A 15,975-nucleotide genomic window follows, 5' to 3' on the forward strand; every position below is an offset into this window, starting at 1 on the left:
GTAAGCACGCGCGCGGCGTTGGGGTAGGTAAGAAAGCAAGGAGGTAACACAACATGCACGAAGAAGATCGCCGCATGTATGAGCTGGAATATCCGGCTCCGGTGATTAGGGATGATTCCGGTGACGGACAAGGCCCCACCATGATTGTTGCCATGCACGGTTATGCTGACGCTGGCCAGGCCATTGAGGCAAGTGCTGACCACCTGAAGGCCGCTTTGGAAGGCCGTCAGCTGGCGTCGTTTAACTCTGATGAGCTGATTGATTACCGCTCGCGCCGCCCGGCTGTCACGATCGATAAGGATCGGGCGCTGGAAATCGAGTCCATGGATCTTGGTATTAAGGTCCTGCGCGATAATTCCGGCAAGACCTTCCTACTGCTGTCTGGCCCTGAACCAGACATGCGCTGGGAGGCGTTTACTACCGCCGTGGTGAAGCTGGTGGAAAAGTTCAATATCGAAGACACCATTATGCTCTATGCCGCGCCGATGCCGGTGCCGCATACCCGCCCCACGGTGGTTACGGCCCATGGCACCTCCTCCCGCTTGACTGAGCACATGCTCTCGATGGATTCCACCATGATGGTGCCGGGCTCCGCCGCGCTGTATCTGGAAAAGGCTCTGGCGGATAAGCACCGCACGGTGGCTGGATATACCGTCCACGTGCCGCATTATCTGGCAGCTTCGCCTTATCCTCAGGCCACGTTCCAGTTGCTGGATTCGGTGGCGCGGGCGGCGCGCCTCAATATTCCTTTGGGCAGCATTGAAGCCGATATATCTCGCGTGGAAAACCAGCTGGAGGAGCAAGTTGGTGGCTCGGATGAGATCGAAGGCGTAGTCCAACAACTCGAGCAGCAATATGACGCTTACATGGAGCGCTACCGCAAGGAGCATCCGCAGGCGATCATGCCCGGCGAGGAGCCCATGCCTACCGGTGAGGAAATCAGCGAGGAGTTCCAGGCATTTTTGGCTTCCTTGGATGAAGAAGAAAGCCAGCAGATCATCAATACCGAGATCGATGACCGCGAAGATTCCGGCGAGGAGGAAGGCCCGCAGTCCTATGATGGCAAGGACGGCCCTGATTCTGCTTCGGGCGAGGGCGACTTAGGTGACGATATCTAACTAACCCGCCCCCATCGCCGCTAAGGTGGTGGGGGTGAACTTATCTCAGCTGCTGCCAGATTTAACGGAAGTACCCGAGTCCCTCGTAGACGAGGCAATTTGGGATACCTTTACCTCGTGGACCACCGGCCGGGGTATCAATTTGTACCCAGCGCAAGAAGAAGCCTCGCTCGGCATTTTGGCCGGCGATAATGTCATCCTCGCTACCCCTACGGGCTCGGGAAAGTCCATGGTGGCTAATGCTGCACATTTCATCGCCCTAGCGCGTGGCCAGCGCAGTTTCTATACCGCGCCGATTAAGGCCCTTGTGAGCGAGAAGTTCTTTGCCCTTTGCGATATCTTCGGCGCCGAGAATGTGGGCATGATGACTGGCGACGCCACCGTTAATGGCAACGCCCCCATCATCGCCGCCACCGCCGAGATTGTGGCCAATATTGCGCTGCGCGATGGCGCCGAGGCCAATATCGACCAAGTAGTGATGGACGAGTTCCACTACTACTCCGAGCCGGATCGCGGTTGGGCCTGGCAGGTGCCGCTGCTGGAATTGTCCAAAGCACAGTTCCTGCTCATGTCCGCCACTCTGGGCGATACTCAGTGGCTAGAAGAAGATCTCACCCGCCGCACCGGCCGCGCCACCAACCTCGTCGCCGGTTCCACGCGTCCCGTCCCACTGGACTTTTCCTATGTCTTTAGCGCGGTGCACGAGACCATCGAGGCGCTCTTGGCCGATAAGAAAGCACCCATCTACGTGGTGCACTTCTCGCAGCGTGAAGCGGCCGAGCGCGCCCAGGCGCTTACCTCTCTTTCGGGGATCATCACTAAAGAAGAAAAGGAAGCCATTGCCCAGGAAATAGGTGGGTTCCGCTTCACCACTGCCTTTGGCAAAGATCTGTCCAAGCTCTTGCGCAAGGGCATCGGCATCCACCACGCGGGAATGCTGCCCAAGTACCGCCGATTGGTAGAGCGCCTGGCGCAAAAGGGCCTGCTTAAGGTCATTTGTGGCACCGATACCCTGGGTGTGGGCATTAACGTGCCCATCCGCACCGTGCTGATGACTGGGCTTGCCAAGTTCGACGGCCAGCGCCAGCGCATCCTCAAATCGCGCGAATTCCACCAGATTGCCGGCCGCGCCGGCCGCGCCGGCTATGACACCGAGGGCACCGTGGTGGTCGAGGCCCCCGAGCACGAGATTGAAAATGCTAAGGAGCGCCGCCGCATCGGCGACGATCCCAAGCGCTTGAAGAAGCTGAAGAAGAAGTCCGCCCGAGAAGGCGAGGTGTCCTGGTCCGAGAAGACTTTCGCGCGCCTTACTGAGGCTGAGCCGGAACAGCTTACCTCTCAGTTCCGCGTTTCTAATTCCATGCTGCTCAACGTCTTGGCACGCCACGGCAATGGCTATGACCACATGCGCCACCTGCTGCGGGACAATCACGATAATCGCAGCAAGCAGAATAAGGACATCCTCACCGCCCTCGATCTCTTCCGCGGGCTAGTGGATTCCGGCGTGGTGCAAAAATCGACCAAGGGATTAGATATCTACGGCCGCCCCTACCATTTGGTGCGAGAATTGCCGCGAGACTTTGCTCTCAATCAGCCGCTGGGCCCATTCGCGCTGGCGGCGCTCTCGCTGCTGGATCCGGAGGAAGAGACCTATAACCTGGACGTCATTTCCGTGTTCGAGGCCATCCTGGATGACCCGCGCCAGGTGCTCATTGCCCAGCAGAAGCAGCGCCGCGGCGAAGAGATAGCCGCGCTGAAGGCGGACGGGGTGGACTACACCGACCGCATGAATATCGTAGAAGACATCACCTGGCCGAAGCCGCTCGAGGAGCTACTGGAGCAGGCCTACGATACTTTTGCTGAGACTAATGCATGGGTTAAGGAGTTCGAGCTGCGGCCCAAGTCCGTGGTGCGCGACATGCTCGAGAACGCCATGACCTTCTCGGATTTGGTCGCCACCTACGGCTTGGCCCGCTCCGAGGGCGTGATTTTGCGCTACCTGACCGACGCCTGGCGTACCCTCAAGCAATCCATTCCGGACGAGTACAACACGCCAGAACTCGAAGACATCGTTATCTGGCTAGGTGAGCTTATCCGCCAGGTGGATTCCTCGCTTGTCGACGAATGGGCGCAAATGGCCGGTGAAGACTCCCCCATCGACCAAGACACGGTGGATCGCGAGCTGGCCTTTGGCGTGGAGGACCCCACCGCGCTCACGGCCAATCGCCGCGCCTTTACCATCATGGTGCGCAATTACATGTTCCGCTTGGTGCAGCTCTTTGCTTTGGAAAAGGAAGACCGCTTGGCGGAGCTGCTTGATTACTTGGACGAGGTGCCGGACTTCGGCGCTATCCTGGATGATTACTTCGATGAGTATGATGACATCGATTCCGGCCCCGAGGCCCGCGGCCCGGGGTTTTTCCGCCTTGGCGATACTGACTCGCGTGCGTGGTCCGTGCGCCAGATCATCAAGGACCCAGACGGCGACCACGCCTACCAGTTCGTCGCTACGGTAGACCTCGATGCCTCCGATGAAGCCGGCGAGGTCCGCCTGGCGGATCTGCGCGTGGAGTACTAGCCAGCGAAAACGACAAAGCCGCCCTGGTTGCCGCGTCCGGGGGTAAGGGGGGCGTCGGCAAGCGCGAGGGCGGCTATGGGCCGGCTATTTTAGCGTGCGGCCTCGATCTGGACGGCCTGAGCCACAGCCTGGACAACGGCCGCAACCTTGACGGCCTCCCAGACCTGCTCCTTTCTCAGGCCAGCCTCGTTGAGCTCGTGAGCGTGGGCACCCAGGCAGTGCTCGCAGCCATTGATGGCGGAGACTGCGGTATTCCACAGCTCGAAGTTGGCCTTGTCTACGCCCGGCTTGGAGATGATGTTCATGCGCAGGCCGAACTTCACCTGTGCGTAGTCATCGCCCAACCAGCCCTTGGCGCGGTAGGCAACATTGTTCATCGCCATAACGGTGGCTGCGCCGTAAGCTGCCTCGAAGGCTTCCTCGGAGAGGTGCTCCTTTGCTTCCTCCGCAATCTCAGACAGCACGGTGTCATTGCGGGTTGCGGCGGCCGATGCCAGCAGGCAGCCCCAGAGCTGCTCCTCGTCCAAGTCCTTGGAACGGGTCAGGGTGCCCAGGTTGAGCTTCTGGTCCTTGGCGTACTCCGGCAGGGAAGACTTCAGATTATCAATAGACATAACTTTTCTCCTTTGCGGTTTTGATAGGAATTTTCTGCACTGGATTTAAAAGGAAACCCCGCCTTGGAAGCGGGGTAAACCTGCATCTCAGTGAGATTTAGAGTGCGGACTGAACGACGTCCATCTTGTTGATGTTCTTGGTTGGGTCGTTCTTCTCCCAGTTGCAAGCGCAGACCTCTTCGGACTGCAGGGCGTCGAGCACTCGCAGAACCTCGTCTACGTTACGGCCGACAGCATCCGGGGTGACGGATACGAACTGGATAACACCATCCGGGTCGATGATGAAGGTAGCGCGGTCAGCAACGCCATCGGCGTTTTCTACGCCCAGTGCACGGATAAGGTCGTGGCGCACGTCGGAGAACATTGGGAAAGGAACTTCCTTCAGGTCCGGATGGGTTGCGCGCCAGTTGAAGTGAGCGAACTCGTTATCGGTGGAGCCACCGAGGATCTGGGTATCGCGGTCCTGGAATTCCTCGTCCAACTTGCCAAAGGCAGCGATCTCGGTCGGGCAAACGAAGGTGAAGTCCTTCGGGTAGAAGAAGACGACCTTCCACTTACCCTCGTACTTGTCCAGGGATACCTGCTCGAAGTAATCCTCCGGCTGGTTAGCGTTGACGTCGTGCAGGTCGCCACCGGTCAGGGCGGTGAGGTTGAACTCTGGGAACTTTTCGCCGACGGTCAAAATAGGCATAGTCTTCAACTCCTTTAGCAAAGGCTTTTCCTCTAAGTTTCCTGCCGCTTTGTGTACAAGCAGCGGGGCCGGACCGTGTCCGGCCCAACACGATCAGTTATACCATCTTTTCCGCTCGCGTCAATAGCAAATCCTATAGATAAGTGTTAGAGTGATAGGCATGCATAATAAAGAGTATCGCCCTACACTTGCTCAGCTGCGCACCTTTGTCACCGTGGCGGAAAACAAGCACTTTGGTACCGCGGCCGCCAAACTCGAAATTTCCCAGCCCTCCCTCTCTCAGGGCCTCGTTGCGCTCGAGCAGGGTTTGGGTTTGCAGCTCATCGAGCGTTCTACCCGCAAGGTCATCGTCACCTCGGCCGGTGAGACCCTACTCCCCTACGCCAAGGCCACCCTCGAGGCCGCCGATACCTTCCTCGCCCATGCCCGCGGCGCCAACGGCACCCTTGCCGGCCCACTGACCATTGGCGTTATCCCCACCATCGCCCCCTACATCCTTCCCGATCTGCTCTCGATGCTGGCTGAGGCCTACCCGGATCTCGAGCCGCGCTTCGTCGAAGAGCAAACCCAGCACCTCATTACTCGCCTGCGCAATGGCAACTTGGATCTTGCCATCATGGCCCTTCCTTCCGAGGCCACCGGCATGGTCGATAGCCCGCTGTACACGGAGAAATTCTCCATTGTCTGCCCGCCCGATCACCCCATCGCCGGCCGTGAGGATGTCGAGCTTGCGGAGCTCAAGGACCTGGATTTGCTGCTGCTTGACGACGGCCACTGCTTGCGCGACCAAGTAGTCGACCTCTGCCGCCATGCCAATATCAACCCAGCAGAGGCCACCAATTCCGTCACCCGCGCCTCTTCCCTGACCACCATCATGCAGCTGGTCATGGGCGGCCTGGGCTGCACCCTCGTCCCCGAATCCGCCCTGGCCACCGAATGCCATGGCAAAGACGTCGCCATCGCCCACTTTGCCTCCGATGTCACCGCCGAACGCGAGGTGGGCCTCGTCTTCCGGTCTTCTGCCGCCCGCGCCGAAGAATTCCGCGAATTCGGCACGCTCATCACCTCCGCCTATAACAAGGCGATTGAGCGCTCCCGGCAGTAATTGCTCACTGCGGCCCCACGGGGCGTCGCCAAGCACGGCAAAGGCCACCGCCCCTGAGAGGGACGGTGGCCTTTAACTATGGTGCGCTACGCCTGCGGAAAAGTATTGCGCCCCGCGCACTGGCGGTACATATGCGCCTGTGCCAGAAGCGTAACCGGATACGCCACGATGAGGCCGATACCCAAAAGCAAGAAGCCGCCGATGATGATGAAGAAGTTCAAAATTGCTAGTAGCAACATTTGGCCGTAGTTATTCTTACCTGCCTGAAACCCCTTCTTCACGGCGTCACCAACGCTATCGCCGTCGGCCGCGAACCATTGCATCAGCGAGAAGAATGGTTGGATAAAGAAGCTAATCAGCAAAAGCACGCCGATGATGCCCATGACGCTTAATACTGCCGCAACTGCTTCGTCCTCCGTCATATTCTCGGCGTCGTTAAGCAACCCATAGACAGTTCCACCTACTGCAGCGAATGCAATGAGGCTCGCCACCGCCCCGATGACAAGCATGATGACCAGCGGCTGCCACCAACGCACGTTCTTAAAAAGGTAACCCCAACCGGTGCGGGCGTCATCGATCTGGAAAAGCGCTAGGCGCATAATTACCAGCGACAATACAAGGCTTAGGACAGTCGAAATGAGCTGAGAAACCCAAGAACCCGCGGTTGGCTCACCCGAGCCGGAGTAGCTGGCGGCATTAATGCCGCCAGCAATGGCTGCAAAAACGATACTTAGAACAAAAAGCGCTAGGGCTCCTAGGATCCACAGCTTCCAATTGCCAAAGACAGTCCGAAAAGCCCAAGAAACGGCATCAACGGCCGAAACCTTTCCGGTGTGCTGAGGCTGGCCCGCGTGGTAGCCGGCATAGCCTTGGGCGTTGTCCTCGTGGCTGCCACCATACGATGGAAGCTGGCCGTAGTCCGGCCGATCCTCGGGATGGTTGGTCGGCTCATAGCGAGGAAAATCGTCATTTCCACCCGAATACGGGTTCGTCATAGGCGGTGCTCCTCCTTCAGGAATGCACATAGAAAAATGGATAAGTATTTTCACTTTAACAACTTTTTCCTCATTTCAGGTGGACGGGTAAACTCGTTGCCTAGTCATGACTAAGAACGAATCCCCTTCTCGCGACGAGCTCTTCGCCGCACTCGAAAATGTCTCTTTGGCCGAGGCCCGCTCTTTCCGCCGCCGCCTCAAGAAGGCTCGCGCTCCTAAGGCACTGCAAGAAATCGGCGCTGAAATCCATGCCGCGGCCGAGCGCGTCGCGCTTACCGACGCCGCCGTTCCCACCATCTCTTACCCCGACGCCCTCCCAGTCACCGCCCGCAAGGACGATATCGCCGAGGCCATTCGGGACAACCAAGTCGTCATCATCGCTGGTGAGACCGGTTCTGGTAAGACCACCCAGATCCCGAAAATTTGCCTCGAGTTGGGCCGCGGCCGGCGCGGATTCATCGGCCATACCCAGCCGCGCCGTATTGCAGCGCGCACCGTGGCTGAACGCATTGCTTCGGAATTGGACCAGAAAATCGGCGAGTCCGTTGGCTACGCCATCCGCTTCGATGACCGCGTCTCTGAGACCACGGCCGTCAAGCTGATGACCGACGGCATCCTGCTCGCCGAGATGCAGCGCGACCGCTTCCTCAATAAGTACGACACCATCATCATCGATGAGGCTCACGAGCGCTCGCTCAATATCGACTTCCTCTTGGGCTACTTGAAGCGCCTATTGCCCAAGCGCCCAGACCTCAAGGTGATCATCACCTCCGCAACCATCGACCCAGAAAGCTTTGCGGCCCACTTTGCCAACGCCGACGGCAACCCCGCCCCCATTATCGAGGTCTCCGGGCGCACCTACCCCGTAGAAATCCGCTACCGGCCACTCGAGTTCGAGGCCGGCGGAAAAGTCGTGGACCAAGACCCGCTCGACGGCTTGACCGAGGCCATCGAAGAGCTCATGCGCGAAGGCGACGGCGATATTCTCTGCTTCTTCCCTGGCGAGCGCGATATCCGCGATGCCATGGAAGCCATCGAAGGCAAGAAGTGGAAAAACGTCGAGGTCACTCCCCTCTTTGGCCGCTTATCTAATCAAGAACAGCATCGCGTTTTCAGCGAACACCGTGGCCGCCGCATCGTGCTGGCCACGAATATTGCAGAAACCTCGCTTACTGTGCCCGGCATCCGCTATGTGGTTGATACCGGCACCGCCCGTATCTCGCGGTATTCCACGCGCACCAAGGTCCAGCGGTTGCCTATCGAGCCCATCTCGCAGGCCTCCGCCAACCAGCGATCCGGCCGCTGCGGCCGCGTTGCCGACGGCATCGCCATCCGCCTCTACAGCGAACAGGATTTTGAAAGCCGCCCCGAGTTCACCGATCCGGAAATCCTGCGCACCAACCTAGCCAGCGTCATCCTGCAAATGGTTTCGCTCAAGCTCGGTGATATCGAACAATTCCCCTTCATCCAACCGCCCGAGCACAAGGCCATCCGCGATGGCCTCACCCTCCTCCACGAGCTTGGCGCCCTCCACGACAAGCAAGACAAGCCCTCGCTTACCACCATCGGCCGCGATCTCGCCCGCATCCCACTGGATCCGCGCATGGCGCGCATGCTCATTGAAGCCAATACCAACGGGTGCCTCGATGATGTCATGGTCATCGTTGCCGCCATGACCATCCAGGATGTGCGCGAGCGCCCCCTGGACTTCCAGGCCCAGGCCGACCAAGCCCACGCCCGCTTCAAGGACAAGACCTCGGATTTCTTGTCCATGCTCAAGCTATGGGATTACATCAAGCAAACCCGCAACGAGCAATCCGGCAATAAGTTCCGCAAGCGCATGAAGCAGGAATTCCTCCACTACATGCGCATCCGCGAGTGGTTTGACTTGGTGCGCCAGCTCAAGGACGTCGCCAAGCAGCTGGGCTGGACCTACCAGGAAGGCACCGAGCGCCGCTCCGATGACATCCACATGTCACTCCTTTCGGGCCTGCTATCCAATATCGGCGCCCGCGACGGCAATTCCAAGGAGTTCCAGGGCGCGCGCAACACCCGCTTCCTGGTATTCCCCGGCTCTGCCCTGGCTAAAAAGCCGCCGGAATTCCTCATGGCTGCCGAGCTAGTGGAAACTTCCCGCCTCTGGGCGCGCGATGTCGCCGCCATCGATCCCGCCTGGGTGGAAAACCTCGGCGCGGACCTGCTCAAGCACAACTACTCCGAGCCCACCTGGTCTCGCAAGCGCGCCGCCGCCATCGCGCACCAAAAATCCACGCTCTACGGCGTGCCCATCGTGGCCGACCGCACCGTTCCCTACCACCGCGTCGATCCCGCCGCTGCCCGCGATATGTTCATCCGCAACGCCCTTATCGCCGGCGACTGGAACACCCACCACGCCTTTTTCAAGGCCAACGCCCAAGCGCTTGACGACGCCGCCGCATACGAAGAAAAGGCCCGCCGCCGCGGCCTCATTGTGGACGAAGACACGCTCTTCGATTTCTATGACCAGCGCATTCCGGCAAAGGTAACCACCGGCCGCCACTTTGACTCGTGGTGGAAAAAGGAGCGCCGCCGCACCCCGGATCTGCTGGATTTCGATCCCGCTAAGCTCATCGATGACTCCCATGATGTCACCGAGGAATCCTTCCCCGACCACTGGCGCAAGGGCTCTATCGATTACGAACTGACCTATAAGTTCGAGCCCGGCGATCCTCTCGACGGCGTTACCGTAATGGTTCCCATTCCTATGCTCGCCGGCTTGGATACCGAAGGCTTCGATTGGCTCGTTCCCGGTCTGCGCCTCGAGCTCGTCACCGAGCTCATCCGCAGCCTGCCCAAGGCCCTGCGCCGCACCGTCGTACCCGCGCCCGAATTTGCCGAGCGCGCCATCGACCGCCTCATCCCTTATGAAGGCCCCATCACCCAGCAGCTTGCCGACGTCCTCCGCGAACTCGGCGGTCAAGGAATCAACGCCACCGACTTCCAGGCCAGCAAGCTACCCGCCCACCTGCGGATGAACTACGGGGCCATCGATAAGCGCGGCAAAATCGTCGACTCGGACCGCGACCTCGCGGCGCTCGTCCGACGGCAGGCCGGACACATCAAGTCCTCCGTATCCCGCGTCTCGCGCACCTCCGAGTCCACCGCCGTTAGCGAATGGACCGACGACACCCTCGGCACCATCGATGACACGGTTACGACCACCGTCGACGGCCACGAAGTCACCGCCTACCCTGCCCTGGTCGCTACCAAGGACGGCGTCGAACTCAAGGTTCATCCCACCAAGGCCGCCGCAGATGCCGCCATGGTAACGACCACCCTTACGCTCCTCATGCGTGAGATATCCGTCAACGCCTCCCAAATGGTCAAGGGCCTGCCATTGCAACAGCGCGTCGCCGTCGATTCCTATCCGCACGGCGGCGCCGACGGCCTTGTCAATGACGCCCGCATCGCCGCGATCCGCGACCTGATGCTCGAAGCCGGCGGGCCCGTCCGCACCCCCGCGGCGTTTCAGAAGCTTAAAGACACCGTCAAGCCCCAGGTCCCAGGCCGCGTACGCCAGGCAGTGGTAGCTATTGCCCCCGGACTCGCCGAATACTCCAACCTGCGAGCGGAACTTGCTCATTGGGACGGTCCAGCAATCGATGACATGCGCGCACAATTGGATTTCCTCCTTCCCCGAAACGCCATCACTGTCCATGGAATGTCCCATCTGCGCCATCTACCGCGATATATCCAAGCCATGCGCATTCGCCTAGAGGATATGAACCTTGACCCCGACCGCGATGCAGACCGTCAAGCCGAGGTAGATAACGCCAAGGCCTACCTATCCAACCGCCTGCGCAATCTACCGGCCGGCCGCGAAAAGACCCGCGAGGTCAAGGACGTGCGTTGGATGATAGAGGAACTTCGAGTTTCCCTTTTTGCTCAGCGCCTTGGCACAGCCCATGCCGTTTCACTCCGGCGCATCCAAAAGGCGGTGGACAAACTGCGCTAAAAGTCCTCGCGATCGCGCCTTCGCATCAGGCGAATCTCGGATTCAAAGTCATCTGCGCTTTCAAAGGATTTATATACAGAGGCGAAGCGCAGATAGGCCACCTCGTCAAGGTCCCGCAGTGGTTCTAGGATGGCCAAGCCAATCTCGTTCGCGTTGACCTGCGAGGAGCCATGACTGCGCACGGTCTCCTCCACTTCTTGCGCCAGCTTCTTCAAGGCATCGTCGCTCACATCTCGCCCCTGGCAGGCACGGCGCACACCGCGAATCAATTTATCTCTACTAAAGGGCTCGGCCAGACCGTTTCTCTTCACCACAAGCAACACGGCCTTCTCAACCGTGGTAAAGCGCCCCTTGCACGAAGCACACTCGCGCCGGCGCCGAATCGACGCTCCAGCATCGACCACACGCGAGTCAATGACGCGGGATTGCTCATTGTGACAAAAGGGGCAATACACAGTGGTCCTTTCACTGACGTTGATACGCCAGTAGTTTACTCATCTCCAATTCCGTGCGGCCACTGGGCTTCACCCCGCTGTAGCCCCTAGTGCGCTACTGCAGCTTCAACTTGCTGCACACCAGAAGCCGGGGGTTGAGGAGCACTATTTCCTTCAGCGCCCGCAAGTCCCCCTAGCAATGTGCCCACAAAGACCGCGACACCAAACACTGCACCCAATGCGTAGTTACCTGTGTTCGACTCACCCACACTGTTTCGTCCCCTATTCGATCTGTTCCCAGAGCCTCCGGCCGACGTACGGTTCGAACGATAGGTCGTGCGATCTTCCACACGTAGGGTTCGAACATACCGAGAGCTTTCGGTGCCGCGGGCCGCAGAACCGTAGCCGCGCTCCACATCCCACACGGACGCAGAAGGCACCACTACAGGTTCGGAAGCTTTGCGAGTTACCAGGTTATTGCGAGAATTGATCAGCAGAGACATAACTTTCCTTTCGACGACTGAACCCACCGTAGGCGCCTCATGCGACACGTCATGACACCCAGTCGCCATAATGTTCGATTTAGTTGGTACGTTCGATTTATAGCATCGCTTCGAATACTTGTCCACCCCAACACGCAAATCTCGAACATCTGTACTTTTCGTGCTACAAATGACGTGTGGCAACTTTTCAGCGCCGCCAGCTAACAGACCACCGATAAATCCAGCCGATCCCCTCCGAGGAGCCAGCAATGGGCCGCAAGCCAAAGAAGACCACCGAGAAGACCGACTACGCTTCCCTGTCTGACCGCCAGCGACGAATTCTTAACGTCATTAGTGACGCCGTCATGCTGCGTGGTTACCCACCAAGCATCCGCGAAATTGGTGACGCAGCAGGCTTGCAGTCCACCTCCTCTGTTGCCTACCAGCTAAAGCAATTGGAAGAAAAGGGCTTCTTGCGCCGTGACCCAAATAAGCCGCGAGCCGTAGATGTTCGACACCTAAATACCGACGATGGCGCCAAGAAGCCGGGCCGCAAACCGGCTAAGCCCGAACAGCAGGTTCCCGCAGAGGCAGGTGCGGTTTCCTACATTCCTGTGGTTGGCCGAATCGCAGCGGGTGCGCCCATTACCGCGGAAGAAAACGTAGACACTTACTTTCCGATGCCCGATGAGGTAGTCGGTGGCGGCGACCTTTATATGCTGCAAGTGGTCGGCGACTCGATGCAGGATGCCGGCATTCTTGACGGCGACTGGGTAATCATTCGCTCCCAGTCAGTTGCAGAAGAGGGCGAGTTCGTTGCAGCGCTGCTCGATGGTGCTGAAGCTACCGTTAAGGAATTCCACCGCGATTCCTCTGGCGTGTGGTTGCTCCCCCACAACGATGCCTACGCTCCCATCAACGGCGATGATGCGGAGATCATGGGCAAGGTTGTATCCGTATTCCGTAAGCTTTAGTCACCAGCCTGACACAGATTCTATAGCCCCGCGAGGTCCTCGATTGGCCCTTGCGGGGTCTATCTATGTACACCCTTCGTTGAAGCGGCCCGTTTCCTGCCACCCCCATTTGGCTCCATTTCAGACCCGGACACCAAAAGAGACGAAAATCCCACTTTCCCACTTTTCCCTCTGACCAGGTACTTCAGCGCACCGGATATAGAATGCAGCCGTGCAAATTTTTGCTTTAGTCCGTTTATTCCCGATTTTTGAGACAATGGACTAAGCAAAACAACATCGCCGGATTTTCACTTCCGCATAAAGTGGCAACTTTTACCCCCACTACATGACGCGATGTCTCTAGATTCAAGGAGGAATCATGTACGCAGAAGAGCGGCGTCGCCAAATTGCTTCCCTCACCGCCGTTGAAGGCCGCGTCAACGTCACTGAGCTCTCGGAACGCTTCGAAGTTACGGCCGAGACCATCCGCCGCGACCTTGCGGTGCTTGACCGTGAGGGCGTCGTCCATCGCGTGCATGGCGGCGCAGTAGCCTCCCAATCCTTCCAGACCGCGGAGCTTACCCTGGATACCCGCCAGCGGTCCGCCTCCGGCGCAAAAGCGGCTATCGCCCGCGCGGCCCTAGATTTTCTTCCCCAGGGCGGCGGCAGCATTTTCTTGGACGCAGGCACCACCATTAACGCGTTCGCAGAGCTCATTGGACAGCAATACCCACAGGCGCAGTTTAATATTGTCTCCAATAGCCTGCCTATTGCGCTGTCTCTTGCAGGCAATGGCGTGCCTGACGTCCAGCTACTTGGCGGTACGGTCCGCGCGATTACCCAAGCCGTCGTTGGCGATACGGCACTGCGCACCCTGGCGATGATGCGTGCCGACGTCGCCTTTATCGGCACCAATGCCCTTACCCTGGACCATGGCTTGTCGACGGCCGACTCCCAAGAGGCAGCCATCAAATCCGCCTTTGTCACCAATGCCCACAAAGTAGTGGTCATGTGTGACTCCAGCAAGCTGGGCAATGATTACTTGGTAAGTTTCGCCTCTGCCGCCGATATCGACGTCGTCATCACTGACGCCGCTGCCCCCGATTCCTTCGTGGAGGCGCTGCGCGAGCGCGAAATTGAGGTCGTGCTCGCCAGCGAGTAATCCCCCGATCCTTCGCCTCCTTTAGGCGAAGGACTCCATGCGTTCTACCACTGCGGTACGGGCAGCGTCAGGGCTTTCCGCATCCAGTGCCACCTCGGAAAGCTGCTGGCACTGTTCCAGGGTAACCTCTGCCAGCTGCGCACCGACGCCCGCAACTGCGGTCGACGCTGCGGATAGCGAATTCACACCCAAGCCGGTAAGTACGCAGGCCAGCATCGGGTCGGCTGCCGCCTCACCGCACACGCCTACCGCAACGTTATTGGCCTGGCCCACGATGCAGGTGTGCTGAATGAGCCGCAGCACAGCCGGCTGCCACGGGTCGGTCAGGTAGGCCAGCTGAGGCGACAGGCGGTCCGCGGCCATAGTGTACTGAGTCAGGTCATTGGTACCGATGGACACGAAATCAAGGTGCGGCATAATCTTATCCGCCATGAGCGCTGCGGCCGGAACCTCGATCATCGCGCCGGCAGTCAGGCCGCGCTCGCGACACAGGCCAGCAAACCACTGGGCCTCAGTAGAGGTGGCAACCATAGGAGCCATCACCCAGGTAGAGGCTTTGTCATCGCGAGCCTCAGCCGCCTGAGCAATCGCATCCAGCTGGCGGGTCAGCAAAGCCTCATTATCGCGTGCAATACGCAGGCCACGAACGCCCAAGGCTGGGTTTTCCTCGGAACTTAGCGTGGCATAAGAGATAGGCTTATCGGATCCGGCATCTAGCGTACGCACGACAACCTTTGATTCAGGGAAGGCATTAAAGACCTTGCCGTAAATCTTTGCCTGCTCGTCAACGCTGGGCTCTTCACTGGCCGAGAGGAACGACAGCTCCGTGCGGTACAGACCAATGCCCTCTGCCTGAGAATCCGAAGCAATGCGAGCGGCGTTGCCATCAGCGACGTTGGCAAGCAGCTGCACACGGTGGCCATCTTTGGTTTCCGCCGGTCCACGCCACTGAGCAACGCGTGCCGCACGTTCGCGGTACTCGGCCACAGCCTTCGTGGAAGCCTCTTCGTCGGCCCCAAGGGTGACGGCGCCCACTGCGCCATCGACGAATACCAGCGTGCCGCTTTCAATATCGCTCAGCGCCGCGCCCACAGCAACGATGCACGGAATATCGAGCTGACGGGCGATGATGGCCGTATGGCTGGTAGGTCCACCAAGCTCGGTGACAAGGGCCTTGATGTGCTTGGTATCCAGCGTCGCGGTATCGGCCGGGGCCAAATCGTCCGCGAACAGCACGGCCTCGCCGTCTACGAGCGGCAGGCCCGGCTCGTCCTCGCCGCGCAGCTCTGCGATTACGCGGTCGCGCACGTCCTTCAAGTCAGTGGTGCGCTCTGCCATCACTCCGCCGGCGGCTTCGAACATGGTGACAAACTTATCGGTGGCGCCGACAGTAGCGAACTCCGCATTCCGGCCGGTGCGGATGTTTTTGCGCACGGCCTTATGCCAGCCTCGGTCCTTGACCATGCCGGCCGTTGCAGTCAGAACTTCCGCAGCCTGGCCTTCGGCGGCAGCAGCCCGCTGCTCCAAGCGGCCAGCGACAGTATCTACGGCCGCAAGGAAGCGGTCATATTCAGAATCGCTCGCTTGCTCTGGGTCAATGCTTCCCTCGGTAGGCAGGGCCGGGCGAGGGCGGACCCACACGGCTTCGGCGTAGGCGACTCCGGCAACGACACCGGTTCCTTTGATTGTGGACTCAGACGCGTTTTCCATGAGCGTACTTCCTTCGAAGATAGCGGTTTATTAACTTCCAGAACACCACAAATCGGATAGAAAAGCAATGTATACCACAGAAATTCTGTTGACTTTCGGACACAATCGGACAAGAATCAACATTAAGGGCGGGCCATGC

At 59.1% G+C, this 15,975-nt stretch carries 11 protein-coding genes; 6 read left to right on the forward strand and 5 right to left on the reverse strand.

From position 1 onward, the window contains the following. Window positions 1-53 precede the first annotated feature (53 nt). Together CORTU0001_RS07275 and CORTU0001_RS07280 are read left to right on the forward strand one after the other, a co-directional pair. Window positions 54-1,118: a PAC2 family protein gene (locus CORTU0001_RS07275; RefSeq protein WP_005328582.1), complete on the forward strand. Its 1,065-nt coding sequence runs from the start codon at window positions 54-56 to the stop codon at window positions 1,116-1,118. 34 nt (window positions 1,119-1,152) lie between these two features. Beyond that, complete coding sequence (locus CORTU0001_RS07280; protein WP_005328583.1) at window positions 1,153-3,696, forward strand: DEAD/DEAH box helicase; 2,544 nt, start codon at window positions 1,153-1,155, stop codon at window positions 3,694-3,696. Between the two features lie 89 nt (window positions 3,697-3,785). On the opposite strand, the gene ahpD is transcribed toward CORTU0001_RS07280, so the two are convergent. Continuing rightward, window positions 3,786-4,310: an alkylhydroperoxidase, AhpD family gene (gene ahpD / locus CORTU0001_RS07285; RefSeq protein ID WP_005328585.1), complete on the reverse strand. Its 525-nt coding sequence runs from the start codon at window positions 4,308-4,310 to the stop codon at window positions 3,786-3,788. 97 nt (window positions 4,311-4,407) lie between these two features. Then, on the reverse strand, window positions 4,408-5,001 hold the full coding sequence (locus CORTU0001_RS07290; protein WP_005328586.1) for a peroxiredoxin: 594 nt from the start codon (window positions 4,999-5,001) through the stop codon (window positions 4,408-4,410). 160 nt (window positions 5,002-5,161) lie between these two features. Between CORTU0001_RS07290 and CORTU0001_RS07295 the strand changes: the two genes are divergently transcribed. After that, the gene (locus CORTU0001_RS07295; protein WP_005328587.1) at window positions 5,162-6,106 is read left to right on the forward strand and encodes a hydrogen peroxide-inducible genes activator; all 945 of its coding nucleotides are present in this window, start codon (window positions 5,162-5,164) and stop codon (window positions 6,104-6,106) included. A gap of 86 nt (window positions 6,107-6,192) precedes the next feature. On the opposite strand, the gene CORTU0001_RS07300 is transcribed toward CORTU0001_RS07295, so the two are convergent. Continuing rightward, complete coding sequence (locus CORTU0001_RS07300) at window positions 6,193-7,101, reverse strand: hypothetical protein (protein ID WP_005328588.1); 909 nt, start codon at window positions 7,099-7,101, stop codon at window positions 6,193-6,195. A gap of 106 nt (window positions 7,102-7,207) precedes the next feature. Between CORTU0001_RS07300 and hrpA the strand changes: the two genes are divergently transcribed. Beyond that, window positions 7,208-11,095: an ATP-dependent RNA helicase HrpA gene (gene hrpA, locus CORTU0001_RS07305; protein WP_005328589.1), complete on the forward strand. Its 3,888-nt coding sequence runs from the start codon at window positions 7,208-7,210 to the stop codon at window positions 11,093-11,095. Here the strand turns inward: hrpA and nrdR are convergent. Continuing rightward, a complete protein-coding gene (gene nrdR, locus CORTU0001_RS07310; RefSeq protein WP_005328590.1) occupies window positions 11,092-11,550 on the reverse strand; it encodes a transcriptional regulator NrdR in 459 nt (152 codons plus the stop codon). The genes hrpA and nrdR overlap by 4 nt on opposite strands. Window positions 11,551-12,280: 730 nt before the next feature. Between nrdR and lexA the strand changes: the two genes are divergently transcribed. Both lexA and CORTU0001_RS07320 read left to right on the forward strand, forming a co-directional pair. Beyond that, window positions 12,281-12,985 carry a transcriptional repressor LexA gene (gene lexA / locus CORTU0001_RS07315; RefSeq protein ID WP_005328592.1) on the forward strand — a complete coding sequence of 235 codons (705 nt, stop codon included), beginning with the start codon at window positions 12,281-12,283 and terminating at the stop codon, window positions 12,983-12,985. Between the two features lie 358 nt (window positions 12,986-13,343). Beyond that, window positions 13,344-14,126, forward strand: a complete 783-nt coding sequence (locus CORTU0001_RS07320) for a DeoR/GlpR family DNA-binding transcription regulator (protein ID WP_005325096.1) — start codon at window positions 13,344-13,346, stop codon at window positions 14,124-14,126. A gap of 21 nt (window positions 14,127-14,147) precedes the next feature. Here CORTU0001_RS07320 and ptsP read toward each other — a convergent pair whose 3' ends face one another. After that, a complete protein-coding gene (gene ptsP / locus CORTU0001_RS07325) occupies window positions 14,148-15,836 on the reverse strand; it encodes a phosphoenolpyruvate--protein phosphotransferase (RefSeq protein ID WP_005328594.1) in 1,689 nt (562 codons plus the stop codon). Window positions 15,837-15,975 lie beyond the last annotated feature (139 nt).

Origin of the sequence: Corynebacterium tuberculostearicum SK141 (assembly GCF_000175635.1) — a bacterium.
Lineage (GTDB): Bacteria > Actinomycetota > Actinomycetes > Mycobacteriales > Mycobacteriaceae > Corynebacterium > Corynebacterium tuberculostearicum_C.

Excerpts from the sequence above, each read along its gene's own strand:
- CORTU0001_RS07275 (WP_005328582.1), top strand. The coding sequence starts at position 54 with ATGCACGAAGAAGATCGCCGCATGTATGAGCTGGAATATCCGGCTCCG.
- ahpD (WP_005328585.1), bottom strand. The coding sequence starts at position 4,310 with ATGTCTATTGATAATCTGAAGTCTTCCCTGCCGGAGTACGCCAAGGAC.
- CORTU0001_RS07290 (WP_005328586.1), bottom strand. The coding sequence starts at position 5,001 with ATGCCTATTTTGACCGTCGGCGAAAAGTTCCCAGAGTTCAACCTCACC.
- CORTU0001_RS07295 (WP_005328587.1), top strand. The coding sequence starts at position 5,162 with ATGCATAATAAAGAGTATCGCCCTACACTTGCTCAGCTGCGCACCTTT.
- CORTU0001_RS07300 (WP_005328588.1), bottom strand. The coding sequence starts at position 7,101 with ATGACGAACCCGTATTCGGGTGGAAATGACGATTTTCCTCGCTATGAG.
- hrpA (WP_005328589.1), top strand. The coding sequence starts at position 7,208 with ATGACTAAGAACGAATCCCCTTCTCGCGACGAGCTCTTCGCCGCACTC.
- lexA (WP_005328592.1), top strand. The coding sequence starts at position 12,281 with ATGGGCCGCAAGCCAAAGAAGACCACCGAGAAGACCGACTACGCTTCC.
- CORTU0001_RS07320 (WP_005325096.1), top strand. The coding sequence starts at position 13,344 with ATGTACGCAGAAGAGCGGCGTCGCCAAATTGCTTCCCTCACCGCCGTT.
- ptsP (WP_005328594.1), bottom strand. The coding sequence starts at position 15,836 with ATGGAAAACGCGTCTGAGTCCACAATCAAAGGAACCGGTGTCGTTGCC.